The organism is Candidatus Polarisedimenticolaceae bacterium (assembly GCA_036376135.1).
Taxonomy (GTDB): domain Bacteria; phylum Acidobacteriota; class Polarisedimenticolia; order Polarisedimenticolales; family DASRJG01; genus DASVAW01.
The window spans coordinates 56,238-72,916 of sequence record DASVAW010000092.1 but is presented as its reverse complement, the minus strand read 5'-3'; the positions used below and the strand labels follow the sequence as shown (position 1 = coordinate 72,916).

Below are 16,679 nucleotides of genomic sequence, written 5' to 3'. Positions count from 1 at the left end.
CCCGGTGCTCCGGGTGTTTCGCGCCGCCTGCCTGCTGATCCTCGCGCTCCTCGGCGTGCGTGCGTGGCGCGTCACGATGTACGACGCGGAGTTCCGCGCGGCGGCGCGGGCCTACGACGAGCGCCGGTACCGAATCGCCCTCGAGCGGTTCGAGCGTGCGCTGGACCTGGACCCGTCGGACCCTCTCGTGTGGACGTGGATCGGGGACGCCGCGGGCGCGGTGCGCGTGAACCCTCCGCCGGGAGGATGGACGGCCGACGACGAAGCGAGGCTGCTCGATCGCATGTGGAGCGCGTACGCCGGAGCGGTCCTCCGCCTGCCGTGCGAGTCGTGGTCGTGGAGCGGCCTGGCCGACGTCGCGCTGTTTCGCGCGGGTGAGATCGACGCGGACCGCGGGGTCGACCTGGACGCGCTCGAACGACGCGCTCGCGGCGAGTTGGATCCGTGGCGCGCGGCGGCGCTGGGGGCGGCGATGATCGCGGTCGAGCGGAAACCGTCCGGGTTCCTCGAGCTCGACGTCCTCGCGAAGGTCTACGAATCGGCCGGCCAGTCCGAGCGGGCGCGCGAGACGTACCGAGCCTCGGCGCGACGCATGCCCGCACCGTCGCTGCACGAGTGGGGGCGCGGGTCCCGGCGATTGCCGGACTCCCTGGTCGACGAGGTCCTCCTCGGGCTGCGCGAGGGCCTGACGCGCGCGCCGCGGTTCGATCTCAGCCGACTCCACCTCGAGGTCGGCCGCTTCGCGTTGGCGCACGGCCGGCTCGCAGAGGCCCGTCAGGACATGGAGGCGGCGGAGCGCGCCGCAGCGACGACCCACGAGCGGTACCACGCCTTGCGCGGCCGCGCCGAGACGGCCGAGGCGATGGGGGACCTCGCGGGCGCGCTTGCGGCGTGGGACGGCGTCGTTGCAACCGGGCACGAGACGCCCGGGGATCTGCGCCAGCGAGGCCTCGTCCTCCAGCGCTCCGGTCGGGCGACGGACGCGTGCGTCGCCCTCCGGACCGCGTCCCGCTCCCTCGAAGGCGACGACGCGTTGCGGGTCGTCGCGGCATCGGCGTGCGAGCAGGCCGGAGAACTCGTGATCGCGGAGCGACTGCTTCGCGACGGGTTCGTCGACCCCGGCGACGACCCGACGATGGCCCGGGCGCTGCTGGATTTCTACGAACGCACCGGCAAGCGCCGCACCGCGGTCAACCTGGCGCAGTCCTGGGCGCGGAACCATCCCGAGCGGAAGGACTTCGAGGCATGGGCGGAGGCCCTGGGGAGCGACTCCCCGTGATCGCGGAAGGGCTGCGCGAAGGGCTCCGGCGGGTCCTCGACCGACTCTGCTGCCCCGCGTGCGACGGGGCCGCGGACGAGGCGGGCGCGTTGTGCGAGCGAGGGGCCCACCTCGAGTGCGCGCGATGCGGGCGCCGCTTTCCGATTCTCTCGGGGGTTCCGGACCTGCGCCCCGACGCGGAGGGATCGGTCGCCGCGAAGCTCGACCTCGAGGCACGGGAGTTCTACGAACGCGTCTACGCCGAGCAGTCGTACGGCCGCGAGGAGCAGGACGAACATCTCGCTCCGCTTCGCGAGCTGCTGCGAACCGTCCCGCCGGACGGGCTCGTCCTGGAGCTGGGCACCGGACTGGGGGCGCTCCAGGACGTCCATCCGGCCTACGTCGGCGTGGACCTCTCGGTCGAGGCGCTGGTGCGCCGACTGCGGCGACCGGCGTTCGCGGCGGACATGCAGCACCTGCCCCTTCGCTCCGGGTCGCTCGACGCGTTGTTCACGGTGGCGGTCCTCGAGCACGTCCCCCGGCCCGATCTGGCGATCGCCGAGATCGCGCGGGTCCTTCGCCCCGGTGGCGTCGCGTACCTCGCGCCGGCCTGGAATTGCCGGCCCTGGGCCGCCGAAGGACTCCATGTCCGACCGTGGCGGGACCTCGACCTCCGCCAACGCTGCCTGAAGGCCCTGATCCCGATTCGGGACTCGCTGGCGTGGCGTGGGGGCTTCGCGATCCCCCGGCGGCTCGCGCGCCGCGCCGTCTGGCACCTCAGCTCCCGACCGACCGCGTACCGTTACCGGCCTCTGGAGGCGAACTTCGAGGTGTTCTGGGATTCCGACAGCGACGCGACCGCCCAGCTCGACCCCCACGAGACGGCGCTGTACTTCCAGTCTCGCGGTTGGACGGTCCAGAACCCGTCGGGCGCGCTGAAGGCGGTGTTCCATCGCTCGGCGCCGGTCGTCGTGCGCAAGCCCGACTCGGCCGGGGACCGTTGAGCGACCGGCCGGCTCGCGCGCGCCCCGACGGGCTCGTGGGCCGCCTGCTTCGGGCGGCTCGCACGGCCGTGGCGATCGCCCTGAGCGTCCTGGCCTTGCTCGAGATCGTCGCGAGGCTCACGGATCCCGCGGGGATCTCCTATTACGCGGAGACCGCGCGCTACATGGACACGCTGATCCGGGACGAGCCGATGGGGTACCGGAATCGTCCGGGACTGCGCGGACGTTTCTTCGGCGCGCCCGTCGAGATCAACGCCCTCGGGATGCGCGATCGCGAACTTGCGCGCGACCCGGCCGACGGCGAGTTCCGGGTCGCGATACTCGGGGATTCCTTCCCGTTCGGAATCGGCGTCCCGTACGAGGAGAGCGTCCCCGCGCAGATGGAGCGCGCGCTCGCCGCCGTCGCTCCCCCGGGCGTCCACGTGCGCACGCTGAATTTCGGCGTCCCGTCGTACAACACGGAGCAGGAGCTCGCGCAGTTCGAGACGGTCGTCGCGCCGCTGCGTCCGCGTGCGGTCGCGTTGTTCTTCGCGCTGAACGACATCTACCCGCGGATGTGGGTTTTCGAGAAACGCGCCTCCCGGGTGACGAACCTCGCGCAGCGGAGCTACGCCGTTGCGCTTCTGTACGTGCTGGGGCGCCGGCTGCGTCCATCGCAGGCCGATCCCGGGACCTCCATGGCGACCGAATACAGGTCGGACCATCCGCGATGGCAGGCGATCGATCGCTCGTTGACCGCGCTGCACGCGAAATGCCGCCAAGCGGGGATCCCGTTCGTCGTCTTCACCTACGACGACCGGCAGCGGGAGGCGATGGCGATGGTCGCGGCCGTCGGAAGCCGCGAGGGGTTTCCCGTCCTGCCGATCGATCCCTGGCGGGACGCGCGGTGGAAGGGGGAAGACCCCCGGGCCTACGTCAATTCTCCGGTGGACTCCCACCCGAACCGCGAGGGATGCGTGATCTACGGCACGCTCGCCGCGGAGGGACTGATCCGCGCCGGGGTGTTCCGCGACCCACCGGCCGCCGACGTCCCCTGAGCGATCGAACCGGGTGCCGGCGCCGCCGTCTCCCCGTACTCGAACGAACAGAACATGAGCAGGACGATCAGCGGCAGCAGCGTGTACATGTAGAAGAGCACCATCATCGTCAGGTCCGCGCGAACCTCGACCATCCCGGCGAGGAAGATCGCCGGAATCAGCGCGCGAGCCGGTGTGAGCTGCAGGCCGTCACGCATGTTCCGGACGGCGTACGCCGCGACGGTCCGGCACGACAACCCGAGCGCAAGCCCGCCGAGCAGGACGCCGATCGACCCCAGATTGGCGTGGAAGTCGCCGACCAGGGTCGGGGTGATGCTCAGACCCGCCGTCGGGTCGTAGAAGATGCCGTAATAACCGCCCATGTAGCGGGTGAGCTCCTTGCCCAGCCCGACCGGCTTGTCGGGCCAGATGGCTCGGGGGATCGGGCTGAGCAAAGCCACGAGCAACGTCTGCCCGTAACGGTAGGGTTCGACCTCGGGGAAGACCTCGAAGACCAGGCACGCGCCGCCGAAAGGACCCGCCACACCCTCGATGTAGCCCGAATGCAGCGACTCGATCTGTGCGTATCGGGGGTCGGCGTTCTCGGAGACGAGCGCCGCCAGCGGACGTCCGCGAACGCTTCCCCAAACCGAGAGGTAGATCACGAGCAGCACGAGGACGAGGGGGAGCAGCCAGCGGGGGATCGCCCGCGTTCCGCGCCGGAGGAGGAAGATCGCGCTCAAACCGAAGAAGAGATAGAAGAGCCACTTCCGCTGTCCGAGCAGGATGCCCCAGTAGCCGACTTCGAAGAGGATGACCGCTCCCAGCAGGATCCAGTCGCGCCGGCGCGCCGTGGGGGCGCTGAACACGCGCCAGGCCATCAGCACGGTGGCGAGGACGAGCAGGAGGAAGACCGCCGTGAACATCGCTCCGGCTTTGCCTTGGCCGTAGCCGCGGTTCACCATGTCCCCGAGTCCGCCCTGGTAGTAGATGAACCCGACGCACCCGCCCAGCATTCCGATCAGCAGCACGGACTCGACGAGCCGTCCCGAGACCCGTCGACGCGTTCCCGCGAAGTCCGGGAGCACGCCCGCGAGGACGGAGGCCACCGGGGCCTGGTAGCCCAGCCAGAACATCGCCATGAGCGCGACGAACCAACCCACGGTTCCCGCGATGCGCTCGGGAGACATCGGGACGGTCGCGTAGAAGGTGGTGTAGGGGAGGGCCAGCGGTCCGACGACGAAGAACTGCACCTGGAAGGCCACGAACAGCACGATCGGATCGCACAGCAGCGGCAGGTCCCGCTCGGGCCGGGCGAGCACCGCCGCCGCAAGGAGGATCACTTCCAGGATCACGACGAGCAGGACCTGAGTCCAGGTCCATTCGAACGCCAGTTCGAGGCCGTACGCCGCCGCGCATGCGAGCGTCGCACCCAGGATGATCCCCAGCGTTGTTCGTTTCATCATCGAGTCCCGCGGACGCGGGACCCGGAATATACGATCGCCGTCCAATCCCGCCCACGGATCGTCCGCGTGCGCGTCTCCGACGGCGCCGGAAAGTGAGACGAAAGCCGCCCCCGGCGGCCCGCGAGCCCCGCACGGCGAGAATCCTGCCGACGAACCCGGCGGGTCGCCGTATATCTTGGCCTCGCTTCGGGAGGACGGGTGGCTTTTTCCGCCTATGTGATGAGTTTTATCGTGGCGCTGGTCGTCGCCGCGGGGATCCTCCCTGCCGTCATCCGGTTCGCCCGCCACGTCGGCGCCGTCGACGCACCGGGCGGGCGGCGTATCCACGTCGGGGAGATTCCCCGATTGGGCGGCATCGGCATCTTCCTGGGGTTCGTCGGCGGGGTCGGGGCGGCGCTTCTGTTCACGGGGCGCGCGCAGAGTCTCGGGGAGCCGACCTCGCCCTTTCCGTGGGTCGGAGCCGGTTTCGGGGCTTCCCTGATCTTCCTGACCGGACTGCTCGACGATCTGTTCCAGCTCTCTCCGCGGACGAAGCTGCTCTGCCAGATCGGCGCCGCGCTCGTGGCGGTGGGGTTCGGCGTCCGCGTGGAGACGCTGGCGATCCCGTTCGGGAGCACGTTGGATCTGGGGCCCTGGAGCCCGGCCATCACCCTGGCGTGGATCCTCGTCGTCACGAACGCCTTGAACCTGCTGGATGGCCTGGATGGGCTCGCAGGAGGGTTCTCGCTGATCGTGACGCTGACGATGGCCTCGGTCGCCCTGCGACTCAACCACTTCGGCGTCGTCGTTTGCGCCGCGGCCCTGACCGGCGCGCTCGTGGCCTTCCTCCGGTACAACTTCAATCCGGCGAAGATCTTCATGGGGGACGGCGGAAGCCAGTTCCTCGGATTCCTCCTCGCGATCCTGTCGATCCGCGGCTCGATCAAGGAGGCGACCGCCGTCACGCTGCTTCTCCCGCTGATGGTCCTCGGGCTTCCGCTGGCGGATCTGGGGACGACCGTGCTCCGGCGCGCCGTACGGGGCGGACGGGCGACCCCGCTGTCGCTCCTCCGGCGCATCGCACACGCCGACCGCGAGCACCTGCATCACAATCTGATCGACTTGGGCTTGTCCCCGCGCCGGGCCGTGTTGTCGCTGTACCTGATCGCGGCGACCTTCGCGCTCGCCGGGTACCTCTCGGTGGGCGATGCGAACCTGCCGCTTGCGGCGCTGGTGCTGGCGGCCTCCGTCGCCGGCATCGCGGCGATCAAGCTCGCGCCGTCGCTCGCCAAGGGGGAACCGTCCGCCGGTCCATCGGAGGGTGCCTGATCCTCGGTGCCCTTGTCTCGGTGAACTACCCTTGAACCGTATCGCGGGGGATCGATTGTCGGCTCGCGCCCGTGTCCTGCGCCTCCTGGTGCTCGTGATGACGTCGGCGCTCGTCCCGAGGGCTTACGGTCAGCTCGCGGAGGATCCTCCGCCGGACCGGACGGCCCTCCTGCTGGGAAGCGTGAAGCTCTGGCCGCTTCTGGACGCAGGGGTCGAGCGGCGCTCGAACGTCTTCCAGACGACCGCCGCGGACGCGACGCCGCCGCAGGCGGCGACCGTCTGGACGGGTGCTCCCGGGTTCTTCGCGGAGCTGCCGGTCTCCAACAGCCGGGTGAGGATCGGCTACGTCGCCTCGTACCGGGACTACGGGATCGAAGACGTCGAGGCCTCCTGGTCCCACTACGCCCGCGTCGACGCGAGGCTCGTCTTCGGAAGCGGCGCGATCGTCGAGGTCGCCGACGACCTCCAGCGCGGCGTGCTCGATACGAGGGAGTTCGACCCCGGCGGCGACGTCACCTTCAAAGGCGAGCGATTCCACCGGAACGTCGCCCGGCTGGGCCTGGGGCACGAGCGGGACGACCGGTCGTTTTTCCTCCGCTACCAGCACGTCGCGAATCGGACCGTGGGGGAACGCATTTCCGGCCTGTACGACGTCGCCGGGAACGAGGTCGCCGTCTCGGGAGACCTGCGACGCTCGCCGCGCACCTGGATCTCGTGGGAGGCCCAAGGATCCCGCTCCGAGCTCGAGCGTCCCACGGACTCGGGGACCGAGTTCAGGGAGGTCAACGGCCTGACCGCGCGAGTCGGCGGCAGGGGGAGGATCGGACCGGCCTCGGAATGGAGCTTTCGCGGCGGTTGGGCCGACTTCAAGTTCGAGGGCGCGACGTCCTCCCGATACCAGGGGATTTCCCTCGAGGGACGCTGGCGCCGCGAGCTGGCCGGCGGCCCCGCCTTCTCCGCGAGCCTCGTGCGCGAGCCCTACCCGCTCCTCGGGGGAGTCGGCGACTACTACGTCAGCGACCAGGTCCTCCTGGAGGCGACGACCGCTTCCGTCCGGCGGCTGGGCGGGGGCGTTACCCTGGCCTACTATGGCAATCGATACCCCGAGCTCCAGCCGGAACGTAAGGACCGGCTGCTGGAAACCGAAGTGTGGGGGAGACTCCGCATGAAGGAGCGGCTCGAGTGGAGGATCTACGCGCGGCGCTCCTCGCGATCCTCCTCCGACCCCGCGCTCGACTTCGACGACGATCGGATCGGCACGGCGATCCGGATCGGGGGCTAGTTTGGAGGACCGCTTGCTGAGCATGTTGTGCCGCGTCACGATCGCCGCCACCCTCGTTTGGATCGCCGTCGCCGTCGGCGCCGCCGCCGTCGCGGCGGACGAAGCCCCCGGCGCGACCGTCCGATGGGAATCGTCACCGAACGGGAGGAGCGAAACGCTCGTCGTGCGCTTCCAGGGCGCCGCGCCGCACGTCGACGCCGCGCTGAAGGCCTGGGGGCTGGAGCTGTCGTTCACCGGAGTCGAGGTCGCCCCTCCGCTTCCCGAGGGGGTCCGCGTCGAGAAGGACGGGGCCCGGACGCGGTTGCGCGTCGAGCGCGGCGGAATGACGCTGAGCGGATTCCGGGTCGGTGCGTCGGAGGTCGCGTTCGAGGTCGCCGTTCCCCCTCCCGTCGCGGCGGGCTCCGCCGCCTACACCATCGGCGTCGGCGACGTCCTCTCCGTGACCGTCTACAAGAACGCCGACCTGTCCGGCGAGTTTCCCGTGACCCCGGAGGGGACGGTCGCCATGCCGCTCGTGGGACCGGTTCGCGCCGCGGGCATGAGCGAGGCCGCGTTCTCGGAGGCGCTGGCCCGGATCCTCGCCGAGGATTACCTCGTGGACCCTCAGGTGTCGGCGAGCGTCAAGATCTACCAGAGTCAATTCGTTTACGTGACCGGCGCGGTTCCGCGCTCGAGCCGCGTCGCCGTCCGGCCGGGGACCACCCTTCGCGGCGTCCTTTCCGAGGCGGGTGTGGCGCTGGCCCAGGGGATGACGGTGGAGCTGCGCCGCTCCTCCGGGGAGACTTCGATCCTGGACCCCGCCGGGCTGGACACCGTTACCCCGAAGGACGGCGATGTCCTCACGGTCCAGGAGCCGCGCTACGTCTCCGTGTACGGCGAGGTCCGGCGGCCGAACCGCATCCTGCTCACTCCGGGGATGACCCTGCTCCAGGCGATCGCCATGGCGGAAGGACTGACCGAGTGGGCGAATAAGAAGGAAGTCCGGATCCTCCGCAAGGCGGGAACGGGGGCGGAGGCCGACGAGGTCCTCGTGAACCTCAACAAGGTGGAGGATCGCGAAACGGCCGATCCGCAGCTGCAGGCCGACGACATCGTGATCGTGAAGCGCCGATTCCTGTGATCGGGGACGGTCGTATATTGGGGACGGTCCGGACGGCGGTCGAAAGGTAGGTACGGGGCACGATGCAGGCGAACAGGAACACTCTCGGCGGAACGCGCGACGCGCACCTTCGGGACTATTGGAAGGTCATCTGGCAGGGACGCTACACCGCGCTCGTCATCTTCGTCGCGGTCGTGGGGCTCACCTTCCTTCGCGTCTCCTTCACGACACCGATCTTCGAGGCCTCGACGGTCCTCGAGATCAAGCCCGAGGCGCGGCGGATCCTCCCCGGGCAGGAGCAGTGGGTGGGCGCGGAGGGCGGCGGCTGGCTCGCCGAGGAGAAGTACTTCAACACCCAGCTCGAGGTCCTCAAGAGCCGCGACGTCGCCGCGCAGACGTTCCATCGTCTCAAGCTCGAGTCCCATCCGCTGTTCAAGAACGCCCCGGATCCGGTGGGCGCCTTCGGTGCGAGGCTCGAGGTGCGGCCCAAGGTGAATACCCGGCTCGTCACCCTGCGGATGTCCGGCACGGATCCGGCCGAGGCTCGCGAGTGGGTGAACACCCTCGCCGACGTCTACGTTCAACGGAACGTCGATCAGGCGACGGCGAGCTTCACCGCGATCATGGACGAGGTGCAGAAGGGCATGGATCGCTTCCGTGCCAAGCTCGGCGCGTCCGACGTCGATCGCATGCGCACGGCGGCCGAGGCCGAGCTCTTCGTGCCGGAGAACCAGCAGGACGTCCTACGGCAAAGCCTCGCGACCTACAACGACAGCCTCGCGAAGCTGCGGATCGAGCTGGCCGGGATCCAGGCGGAGATCGACAACTACGAACGCGCGAAACGGGAGGGAGGGGACGTCCTCGCCCTTCCCAGCGTCAGCCAGGACGCGATCGTGCAGGACCTGGCCGGCCAGCGGCAGGCCGCGGAGCGGGAGCTCCGGCGCCTCGAGGCCGAGAAGAAGCCCGGGCATCCCGAGTATCTCGGAAAGCTGGGGGAGATCGAGCGGATCCGGCAGCGTATCGACGCCCGGGTCGACGCGATCGTCGAGAAGCTGCGGACGCGTCACGGCCTGGCGCAGCGGAACGAACAGTATCTGCTCAGCCAGATCAAACGTACCGAAGAGCAGGCGTACGAGGTGAAGCAGGCCAGCTCCACGTACGAGCTCCAGAAGGCGGATGCCGCGACCCAACGCAAGGTCTACGACGTCGTCGCGGAGACGCTGAACCGCCTGAGCGTCGGATCGCAGCTGATCGCGATGAACAACAACGTCTCCATCCTCGACCGTGCCACCGCGCCCCGGTATCCGGTCCGCCCCAGGAAGCTGCTGTCGCTGGGCATCGGCGGTCTGATCGGTCTGCTCCTCGGCGTCGCCGTGGTCTTGTTCCTCGACTACCTCGACAACACGGTGCGCACCCCGGACGACATCGAGCAGTACTTCGGCCTCGGCGTGCTCGGGATCATCCCCAAGTACCGCGACAAGGACGCGGTCGCCGTCCGCGAGGCGTTCCAGAGCCTTCGCACGAGCATCCTGTTCTCGAGCAAGAACCGGGAGAAGCGGCTGTTGCTGCTCACCAGCGCCGGCCCGCAGGAAGGGAAGTCGAGCACCGTCGCCGCCATGGCGCGCGCGTTCGCCGCCTCCGGAGACCGGGTGGTGGTGGTCGACTGCGACCTCCGGCGTCCCACGCAGCACCAGCACATGGGGATTCCCCGGGAGCCCGGGCTCACGAACTACCTCCTGGACGGCAAGGACGGAGACTACGCCCCGTACCTGCAGAGCACCGGGCTGGACTCGCTGCGCGTCCTGACCTGCGGCCCGATCCCGCCCAATCCTCCGGACCTCGTCGGTTCGGTGAGGTTCCGCGAGCTGATGAGCGCGCTGAAGCGCGACTTCGACTGGGTCCTGATCGACAGCCCGCCGGTCTCGACGCTCGCCGACAGCGTGGTCCTCGCGTCGATCGCGGACATGGTCGCGATCGTGATCAAGCACAACCAGAACGATCGAGACCTGATCCGGCGCAGCCTGAACCGGCTGCGGGACATCCCGGTGGAGGTCATGGGCGCCGTCCTCAATTCCGTGGACCTCGAGCGTTCGTTCTACGGGGACTACTACTACTCCGGATACCACTACCGCTCCGAGGGGGAGGAGAAGCCGCGGCTCGGCCGGCGCCGCACGAAGCGGGTCGACGGGCCCCCGCCTCCCAACACGAAGATCGCGTTGTAACGGCTCCCGGCGCGCCCGGGGTCAGCGAACCCGCGCGAGCTCGAACGCGTGGTGGCGTCCGCGTCCGCCCACGCCGCGCCACGCGAGGACCGGGCGGGACACGGCCGATCCGAAGCGCTCGCACTGGATTCCCGATTCAACCGCGGCCGCGCCGTCGTCGGGCAGGGACATCCGGAGGACCACCCCTCCCTCGAACGCGACGACGGCGCCGGCCCGCTCGAGGGAGACGGATGCGTCGGGAGTGAACCCGACGCGCACGGTGACGGGACAGTCCGAAGGACCCACCAGGCGGTCGGTCCAGCGGATCGATTCCGGCCCGACGGTCACGCGGCGCGCGTGGATTCCGTGCCTGCCGAATCCGTCGTGTTGGCCCTCGACGACGTCCGGCCCGGTCCGTCGCCCGGTCACCCGGGGACGGCGTCCCATGCGGAACCCGCCGAACGGCTCCCCCTGATCCCGCTCGGCCGCCTGCAGGGTGGCGTGCGCCGCCACGCCCCGCTGGAAGTCCCGTTCCGGGCCCGCCTCGTAGCGGTCCACCCCGGTGTCGGTCACGACACGCCGACCGGCCACGCTCCAATCGAACGAAAGGGCGTCGCAATGCGCGTGGGCCGGAAGGTGGTCCGGGCCGAGCGAGCCGGCGTCGAAGAGCAGGACGCTGCCTTCCCCTGCGAAGCGGTAATACCCCGCGAAAGGCAGCTCCCCGGAGGGAAGCGTTGCGGGCGCGATCCCCGCGTCCTCCGCAAGCGATCGCAGCGCTCGCGCCGGCGCGGCGATCCCGAAGGCACTGTCGTTGAGCAGCGCGATCTCCCCGTCGGCGTGGAGCATCGCGCCGAAGGCGGCGAGGAGCTTCGAGGCTTGCTCCCGCAGGGGCTCGTCGCCGGGGACCGGTCCCGACGCCAGCGCGGCGAGGAGGAGGTCCTCCAACTGGAGCGCGTGGTACATCGGGCTTCGCTCGTCGTGGCACCCGTCGGGCAGCAGCTGGCGCGCGAGCTCCTCCTCCACCACGCGTCGCCCCACGCGTTCCCATCGTGACGCGAGCGGCCCGGTGAACCATCGGCCCGCCGCCAACAGCGCGAATGCGTTTCGGAGGAGGTGATTCCCGCCGAGGTCCCGCTCGAGCCAGGCCTCGACGAACGAGGCGCTCGACGCTCCGAGTCCGTCGAGGCGACGGCGCAGTGCTTCGGCGGCGGCGCCGGCGACGCCTTCGAGCAACCGCCGGGCGCACCACGCGTGCAGCAGGCGCGTGGAAGCGGCGTAGCTGTTCCACGCGTCGGACCAGCCGGCCGGGTCCCCGGGAAGGCAGGCCCCGGTCCAATCGTCGAGCCAGTCCGCAGCCCGGCCGAGCAGGACGTGCGCTCTCTCCGGGCGTCGCGCGGACTCCGCCGCGGCGTCCACGAGGAAGCGGTGGTAGTGCAGGTTCATGCGCCAGAGGTGCGACGGCGCGCCGCTCCGGTCGTTCCAGCGCGGCGGGGCGCCGAACTCCCGCGTGAGGCCGACGAACTCGAATCGACCGGAGAGCAGCGACTCCGCCCGCTCCGGCGGGTTCACGCCCGGGTCGAGGAGGAACGCCCGCAGCCCGTCGTTCGGCGCGATGGACCGGCAGGGCGGGGGAGCGGCCCGCAGCGCGGCGAGGCGCCGTCTCAGCCCCGAGGGCGCGGCGCCGGTGATCCTGCGGCGCAGCAGGACGAGCCCGCGGCGGAGGACCTGTCGGGGCAGGTAATGCGATCCGGCCCGCAGGTCGCGCGCGCGCCTCGCCCACCACGACGGTTCCGGAAGGGTGCGCTGCATCGAGATTCCCCCGCGGGGCCGCGCATCATAACCCACGGCTGCCGACGCACCTGATATCGTGACCGAGAATGATCGAGCCCCTACTCGAACGTCTGGCCTCCGGCCGATCCGGGTACACGTCCGATTCGCGCATCGCGACGCCGCACGACGTCTTCGTCGCCCTGAAGGGGGGGGCGCGCGACGGCCACGACTTCGTCCCCGAGCTGCTCGCGCGCGGGGTCGCCTGCGTCGTCGAGCGGGGCCGCGCCCCCGCCTCGGGGGCGGCTCCGTTCGTGGAGGTGGAGGACACCCACGCGGCGCATCGCGTCCTCGCCGCCCTGTTCCGTCGCCGCTTCCGCGGTCGCGTCGTCGGCATCGGCGGCAGCTCGGGGAAGACGACCGCCAAGGAGTTCACCGCGTCGATCCTCGCCGCCGCGTTTCGCGTGGCGAAAACCGAGCGGTCGCAGAACGGCGAGCTCGGCGTTCCCCGGACGCTCGAGCGCCTCCGGACGGGGGTGGAGGTGGCGGTGGTCGAGATCGGGATCGACGCGCCGGGGGACATGGCGCGCCACGTGGAGATCGTCGCTCCGGACATCGCCGTGCTCACGTCGATCGGGGAGGAGCACCTCAACCTCCTCGGCTCGGTCGAGAACGTCTTCCGCGAGGAGACGATCCTGTTCGACGCCACGCTCGCGCGCGGGGGGGTCGCCTTCGCCCCGGAGGACGATCCGTGGCTGTCGCGGCTCGAGGGCCGCCCGGGGGTGACCCTCGTGCCCTCCGATCCGGAGCGACTGGACCCCGCGCTCGCCTGCCCGCTGACCCACCCCTACGCCCGGCGCAATGCCGCGCTGGCGTGCGCGGTGGCCTTGCACCTGGGAATGCCGGCGCGGGCGATCGCGCCCGTGCTCGCCACGCTCGATCCTCCCGAGGGCCGCGGGCAGGAGCGCATCCTTGCCGAGGGGACGGTGGTCCTGCTCGACCACTACAACGCCAACCCGTCGTCGCTGCGCGCCGGCCTCGAGGCGGCGCGACTGCGCGCGGCGTCGGCGTCCCTGCCGCTGCGCCTGGTCCTGGGGGACATGCTCGACCTGGGGTCCGAGACCGCGCGGGCGCACGAAGGGATGATCGAGGCGCTGCGCTCCGCGGCCGCGGCGAGCCTCTGGCTCGTCGGCCCCGAGTGGTCGAAGCTCGCCGACCGCCTGGCCGGGGCGGCGGGGGAGTTGCGGGTCTTTCCCGACAGCGCCGCCGCCGCCCGCGAGGCGGAGGCGCTCCGCCTTCCGCCGGCGGTCGTCCTCGTGAAGGGATCGCGGGGGATGGCGCTCGAGAGGGTGTTGCGCGGACTCGGCGTCGGCGCATGAGCCACCTGAGCCCCCCGGTCCTCTTCTTCTTCCTCGGGATGTTCGCGGCTCTCGTCCGCTCGAACCTCCGCGTTCCCGAGGCGGTGACCAAGGTCCTCTCGCTCTACCTGCTCTGGGCGATCGGGTTCAAGGGGGGCGTCGAGCTCCGCGCGAGCGGGTTGACCCCCGAAGCGCTGCGCGGCCTCGGCGCCGCGCTGGCGCTCGCGAGCGCGGTCCCGGTCTACACCTTCTACCTGCTCCGCCGGCGACTCGCCCTCGCCGACGCCGCCGCCCTCGCGGCGGCCTACGGCTCGATCAGCGCGGTCACGTTCATGGCCGCGACGCAATGGCTCGACACCGCGGGGGTCGCCTACGGCGGGCACATGGTGGCGGCGATGGTCCTCATGGAGTCCCCCGCGATCGTCGTCGCGGTGATCCTCATGCGCCGCTCGGGCGGGGGAGGGGCGTCGGGCTGGAGCACGCTCCTGCACGAGGCGTTCCTCAACGGACCGGTGCTGCTCCTGCTCGGAAGCCTGGCCGTGGGCCTGCTCACCGGCGAGCGCGGGTACGCCGCGTTCAAGCCGCTGTGCACCGACCTGTTCAGCGGGGTGCTGGTCTTTTTCCTGCTCGACCTGGGGATCCTGGCGGCGGAGCGCCTCAAGGACCTCCGGGAGCGCGGCGCCTTTCTCGTGTCGTTCGCGGTCGCCGTCCCCCTGCTGAACGCCGCGGTCGCGCTCGTCCTTTCGCGGGTCCTGGGCCTCGAGGAGGGAAACGCGATCCTGCTGGTGACCCTCGCGGCGTCGGCGTCGTACATCGCGGTGCCCGCCGCGGCGCGCCTGGTGCTCCCCGAGGCGAACCCGAGCCTCTACCTGCCGATGGTCCTGGCCCTGACCTTCCCGTTCAACATCGGCATCGGCATCCCGCTCTACGCGTGGGCGGTGGGCGCCCTGAGGTCGTGGACCGGTTGAGGCTTCACTCGGGCGGCCCGTACTCGCAGTCGACCTTCTTGATCACGCCGTCCTTGTTCACGTGAAAGACGTAGGCCGACGGGAGCCACGCCTCGGGCTTCGTCGAGTCCTTCCATTCGGCCGGTTTCCCCTTCGACTTCGAATACGTCCTCGAGTAGGTCGTCCCGGTGCCCACCCCTTCGGTGGACTTGTCCTGCCTCTCGCGATCCGGCCCCGGGGGGAGGGGAGCGGTCGCCGGAACCTCCACCGCCTCGCGCTTCGCGAAGTCGAAGACCAGTCTTTTCCCGCCGCCGCGCCATCCGGTCGACCCGGCCGGCTCGCCCCACTCTTTCGTGAGCGCGTCGGCGCTCCTCCCGATCCACGGCTGAAGCGAGGCTTTGCAGGCCTCGGCGTCCGGCTCGGCGGCGAGCGCGGCGAGGGGGAGGAGCATCACGAGCGTCGGGGACAGGGGGCGCATGGGGACCTCCGTGCGAGGGATTGTAGTCGGAGTCGTTTGCTATCCTCTCGGGCGTCGTGGGCCGTTAGCTCAGTTGGTAGAGCACCAGGCTTTTAACCTGAGGGTCGCAGGTTCGATTCCTGCACGGCTCACCGATCCGCCGCCGTCCCGCCTTGATGCGGTCCCCCCTGCTCCGCTAAGATCCGGCGGTTCGCGACGATTCTGGATCGCGTCCCCATCGTCTAGCCTGGCCTAGGACACCACCCTTTCAAGGTGGCGACACGGGTTCGAATCCCGTTGGGGACGCCAAGCCGAGGGGTTCCGATGCGAGCCGACCCCGACGTCGCCCTGGCTTGCGACACCGCCCGCCTCGCCGTCGAGGCCGGCGCCTCCGCGGCCCTCCGTCGATTCCGTACGGACCTCGCGGTCGATCTCAAGGACGACCGCTCGCCGGTGACCCAGGCGGACCGCGACGCCGAGGCGGCGATCCTCGACGTGATCCGTCGCGTGTTCCCCGAGCACGCGACCCTCGCCGAGGAGAGCGGCTCCGCCGGGGCGGGGCGCGACCGCTGGATCGTCGATCCGTTGGACGGAACGAAGGGGTTCGCCCGCGGCGGGAGCTTCTGGGGCCCCCTCGTCGCCTACGAGCGGGACGGGGTCGTGCTGGCGGGGGCGATGGCCCTTCCGGCGCTCGGCGAGCTCTACTGGGCCGGCCGCGGGCTCGGCGCGTGGCGCGACGGGGAGCGCCTTCGCGTTTCGTCGGTGGCCGGCTGGGAGCAGGCCACGCTCAGCCTCGGAGAGTTGCGCTGGCTGCTCGCGCCCCCGTTCGGCGACGGCGTGCGCGCGCTCGTCGCGACCGCCGCGTCGTCCCGCTGCTACGGCGACCTCGCCGGTGCGGCGATGCTCCTCCAGGGAAAGGCGGACGCGTGGATCGAGGCGGGGGTGCGGCCCTGGGATCTGGGGCCGATCGCGATCCTCGTCGAGGAGGCGGGAGGGCGCTTCACCGACCTCGACGGCAACGTCGTCCCGCTCGGCGATCACGCGATCGCGACGAACGGCGTGCTCCACGACCACGTGCTGGCGACGCTCAGGGCGTTCTAGCCGTCAGGCGTATTCGAACACCAGTTCGAGTCGCGTGAGCTCGCCGAGGGAGGCCTGCACCGGGCAGCTCCTGGCGGCTTGTTCCATCAGCGCGCGCTCCCGGGCGTCGAGTCGCGCGGGGAGGCGGAAGACGGCGGTGAGCTTCGCGATGTGGCGCCGCGGGGTCGCCCCCATCTCCTTGGTGACGCGGACGGTCGCGCCGGTGATGTCGATGCCGCGCGGGCGCGCGGCGATTCCCATGATCGTGAGCGCGCAGACGCCGATCGAGGCGGCGACGAGGTCGGTCGGCGAGAAGTGCTCGCCCTTGCCGTGGTTGTCGACGGGTGCGTCGGTCACGATGCGGTCGCCCGACGGGCCGTGGACCGCGGTGCAGTGCAAGTCGCCTTCGTAGCGACAGTCGATGACGACGGACATC

General features: G+C 70.7%; 14 protein-coding genes and 2 tRNA genes. 12 read left to right on the top strand and 4 right to left on the bottom strand.

Features of this window, described 5'->3' with window-relative positions; translation table 11 throughout:
• Positions 1–4 precede the first annotated feature (4 nt).
• From VF139_09005 to VF139_08995, 3 genes are read left to right on the top strand one after another with little or no spacing between them, the layout of a single operon-like run.
• Entirely contained in the window at positions 5–1,279 is a 1,275-nt protein-coding gene (locus VF139_09005) for a hypothetical protein (protein ID HEX6851534.1), read from the top strand.
• Positions 1,276–2,262 (top strand): methyltransferase domain-containing protein, encoded by a 987-nt coding sequence (locus tag VF139_09000; GenBank protein HEX6851533.1) that lies wholly within the window; start codon positions 1,276–1,278, stop codon positions 2,260–2,262. Before VF139_09005 ends, VF139_09000 begins: the two co-directional genes overlap by 4 nt.
• Positions 2,259–3,299 carry an SGNH/GDSL hydrolase family protein gene (locus tag VF139_08995; GenBank protein ID HEX6851532.1) on the top strand — a complete coding sequence of 347 codons (1,041 nt, stop codon included), beginning with the start codon at positions 2,259–2,261 and terminating at the stop codon, positions 3,297–3,299. The genes VF139_09000 and VF139_08995 overlap by 4 nt, the downstream gene beginning before the upstream one ends.
• On the opposite strand, the gene VF139_08990 is transcribed toward VF139_08995, so the two are convergent.
• Entirely contained in the window at positions 3,224–4,741 is a 1,518-nt protein-coding gene (locus tag VF139_08990; protein ID HEX6851531.1) for a hypothetical protein, read from the bottom strand. The two genes, VF139_08995 and VF139_08990, sit on opposite strands and share 76 nt — an antisense overlap.
• Positions 4,742–4,975: 234 nt before the next feature.
• Between VF139_08990 and VF139_08985 the strand changes: the two genes are divergently transcribed.
• From VF139_08985 to VF139_08970, 4 genes are all read left to right on the top strand, one after another.
• The gene (locus tag VF139_08985; GenBank protein ID HEX6851530.1) at positions 4,976–6,052 is read left to right on the top strand and encodes an MraY family glycosyltransferase; all 1,077 of its coding nucleotides are present in this window, start codon (positions 4,976–4,978) and stop codon (positions 6,050–6,052) included.
• A gap of 55 nt (positions 6,053–6,107) precedes the next feature.
• On the top strand, positions 6,108–7,334 hold the full coding sequence (locus tag VF139_08980) for a hypothetical protein (protein ID HEX6851529.1): 1,227 nt from the start codon (positions 6,108–6,110) through the stop codon (positions 7,332–7,334).
• A gap of 22 nt (positions 7,335–7,356) precedes the next feature.
• Positions 7,357–8,454, top strand: a complete 1,098-nt coding sequence (locus VF139_08975) for a polysaccharide biosynthesis/export family protein (GenBank protein ID HEX6851528.1) — start codon at positions 7,357–7,359, stop codon at positions 8,452–8,454.
• A 62-nt stretch (positions 8,455–8,516) separates the two neighbouring features.
• Entirely contained in the window at positions 8,517–10,655 is a 2,139-nt protein-coding gene (locus tag VF139_08970) for a polysaccharide biosynthesis tyrosine autokinase (GenBank protein ID HEX6851527.1), read from the top strand.
• A 21-nt stretch (positions 10,656–10,676) separates the two neighbouring features.
• Here VF139_08970 and VF139_08965 read toward each other — a convergent pair whose 3' ends face one another.
• Entirely contained in the window at positions 10,677–12,443 is a 1,767-nt protein-coding gene (locus VF139_08965) for an alginate lyase family protein (GenBank protein HEX6851526.1), read from the bottom strand.
• A gap of 68 nt (positions 12,444–12,511) precedes the next feature.
• Here VF139_08965 and murF point away from each other — a divergent pair, with 68 nt between their 5' ends.
• Both murF and VF139_08955 read left to right on the top strand, forming a co-directional pair.
• Entirely contained in the window at positions 12,512–13,780 is a 1,269-nt protein-coding gene (gene murF, locus VF139_08960) for a UDP-N-acetylmuramoyl-tripeptide--D-alanyl-D-alanine ligase (protein HEX6851525.1), read from the top strand.
• Positions 13,777–14,727 carry a sodium-dependent bicarbonate transport family permease gene (locus VF139_08955; protein ID HEX6851524.1) on the top strand — a complete coding sequence of 317 codons (951 nt, stop codon included), beginning with the start codon at positions 13,777–13,779 and terminating at the stop codon, positions 14,725–14,727. Before murF ends, VF139_08955 begins: the two co-directional genes overlap by 4 nt.
• A gap of 4 nt (positions 14,728–14,731) precedes the next feature.
• On the opposite strand, the gene VF139_08950 is transcribed toward VF139_08955, so the two are convergent.
• Complete coding sequence (locus VF139_08950) at positions 14,732–15,184, bottom strand: hypothetical protein (protein HEX6851523.1); 453 nt, start codon at positions 15,182–15,184, stop codon at positions 14,732–14,734.
• Between the two features lie 58 nt (positions 15,185–15,242).
• Between VF139_08950 and VF139_08945 the strand changes: the two genes are divergently transcribed.
• From VF139_08945 to VF139_08935, 3 genes are all read left to right on the top strand, one after another.
• Positions 15,243–15,315, top strand: a tRNA-Lys gene (locus tag VF139_08945).
• 79 nt (positions 15,316–15,394) lie between these two features.
• A tRNA-Glu gene (locus tag VF139_08940) sits at positions 15,395–15,472 on the top strand.
• A 15-nt stretch (positions 15,473–15,487) separates the two neighbouring features.
• Positions 15,488–16,264 (top strand): inositol monophosphatase family protein, encoded by a 777-nt coding sequence (locus tag VF139_08935; GenBank protein HEX6851522.1) that lies wholly within the window; start codon positions 15,488–15,490, stop codon positions 16,262–16,264.
• 3 nt (positions 16,265–16,267) lie between these two features.
• Here the strand turns inward: VF139_08935 and VF139_08930 are convergent, their stop codons facing one another.
• Complete coding sequence (locus VF139_08930) at positions 16,268–16,678, bottom strand: OsmC family protein (protein HEX6851521.1); 411 nt, start codon at positions 16,676–16,678, stop codon at positions 16,268–16,270.
• Position 16,679 lies beyond the last annotated feature (1 nt).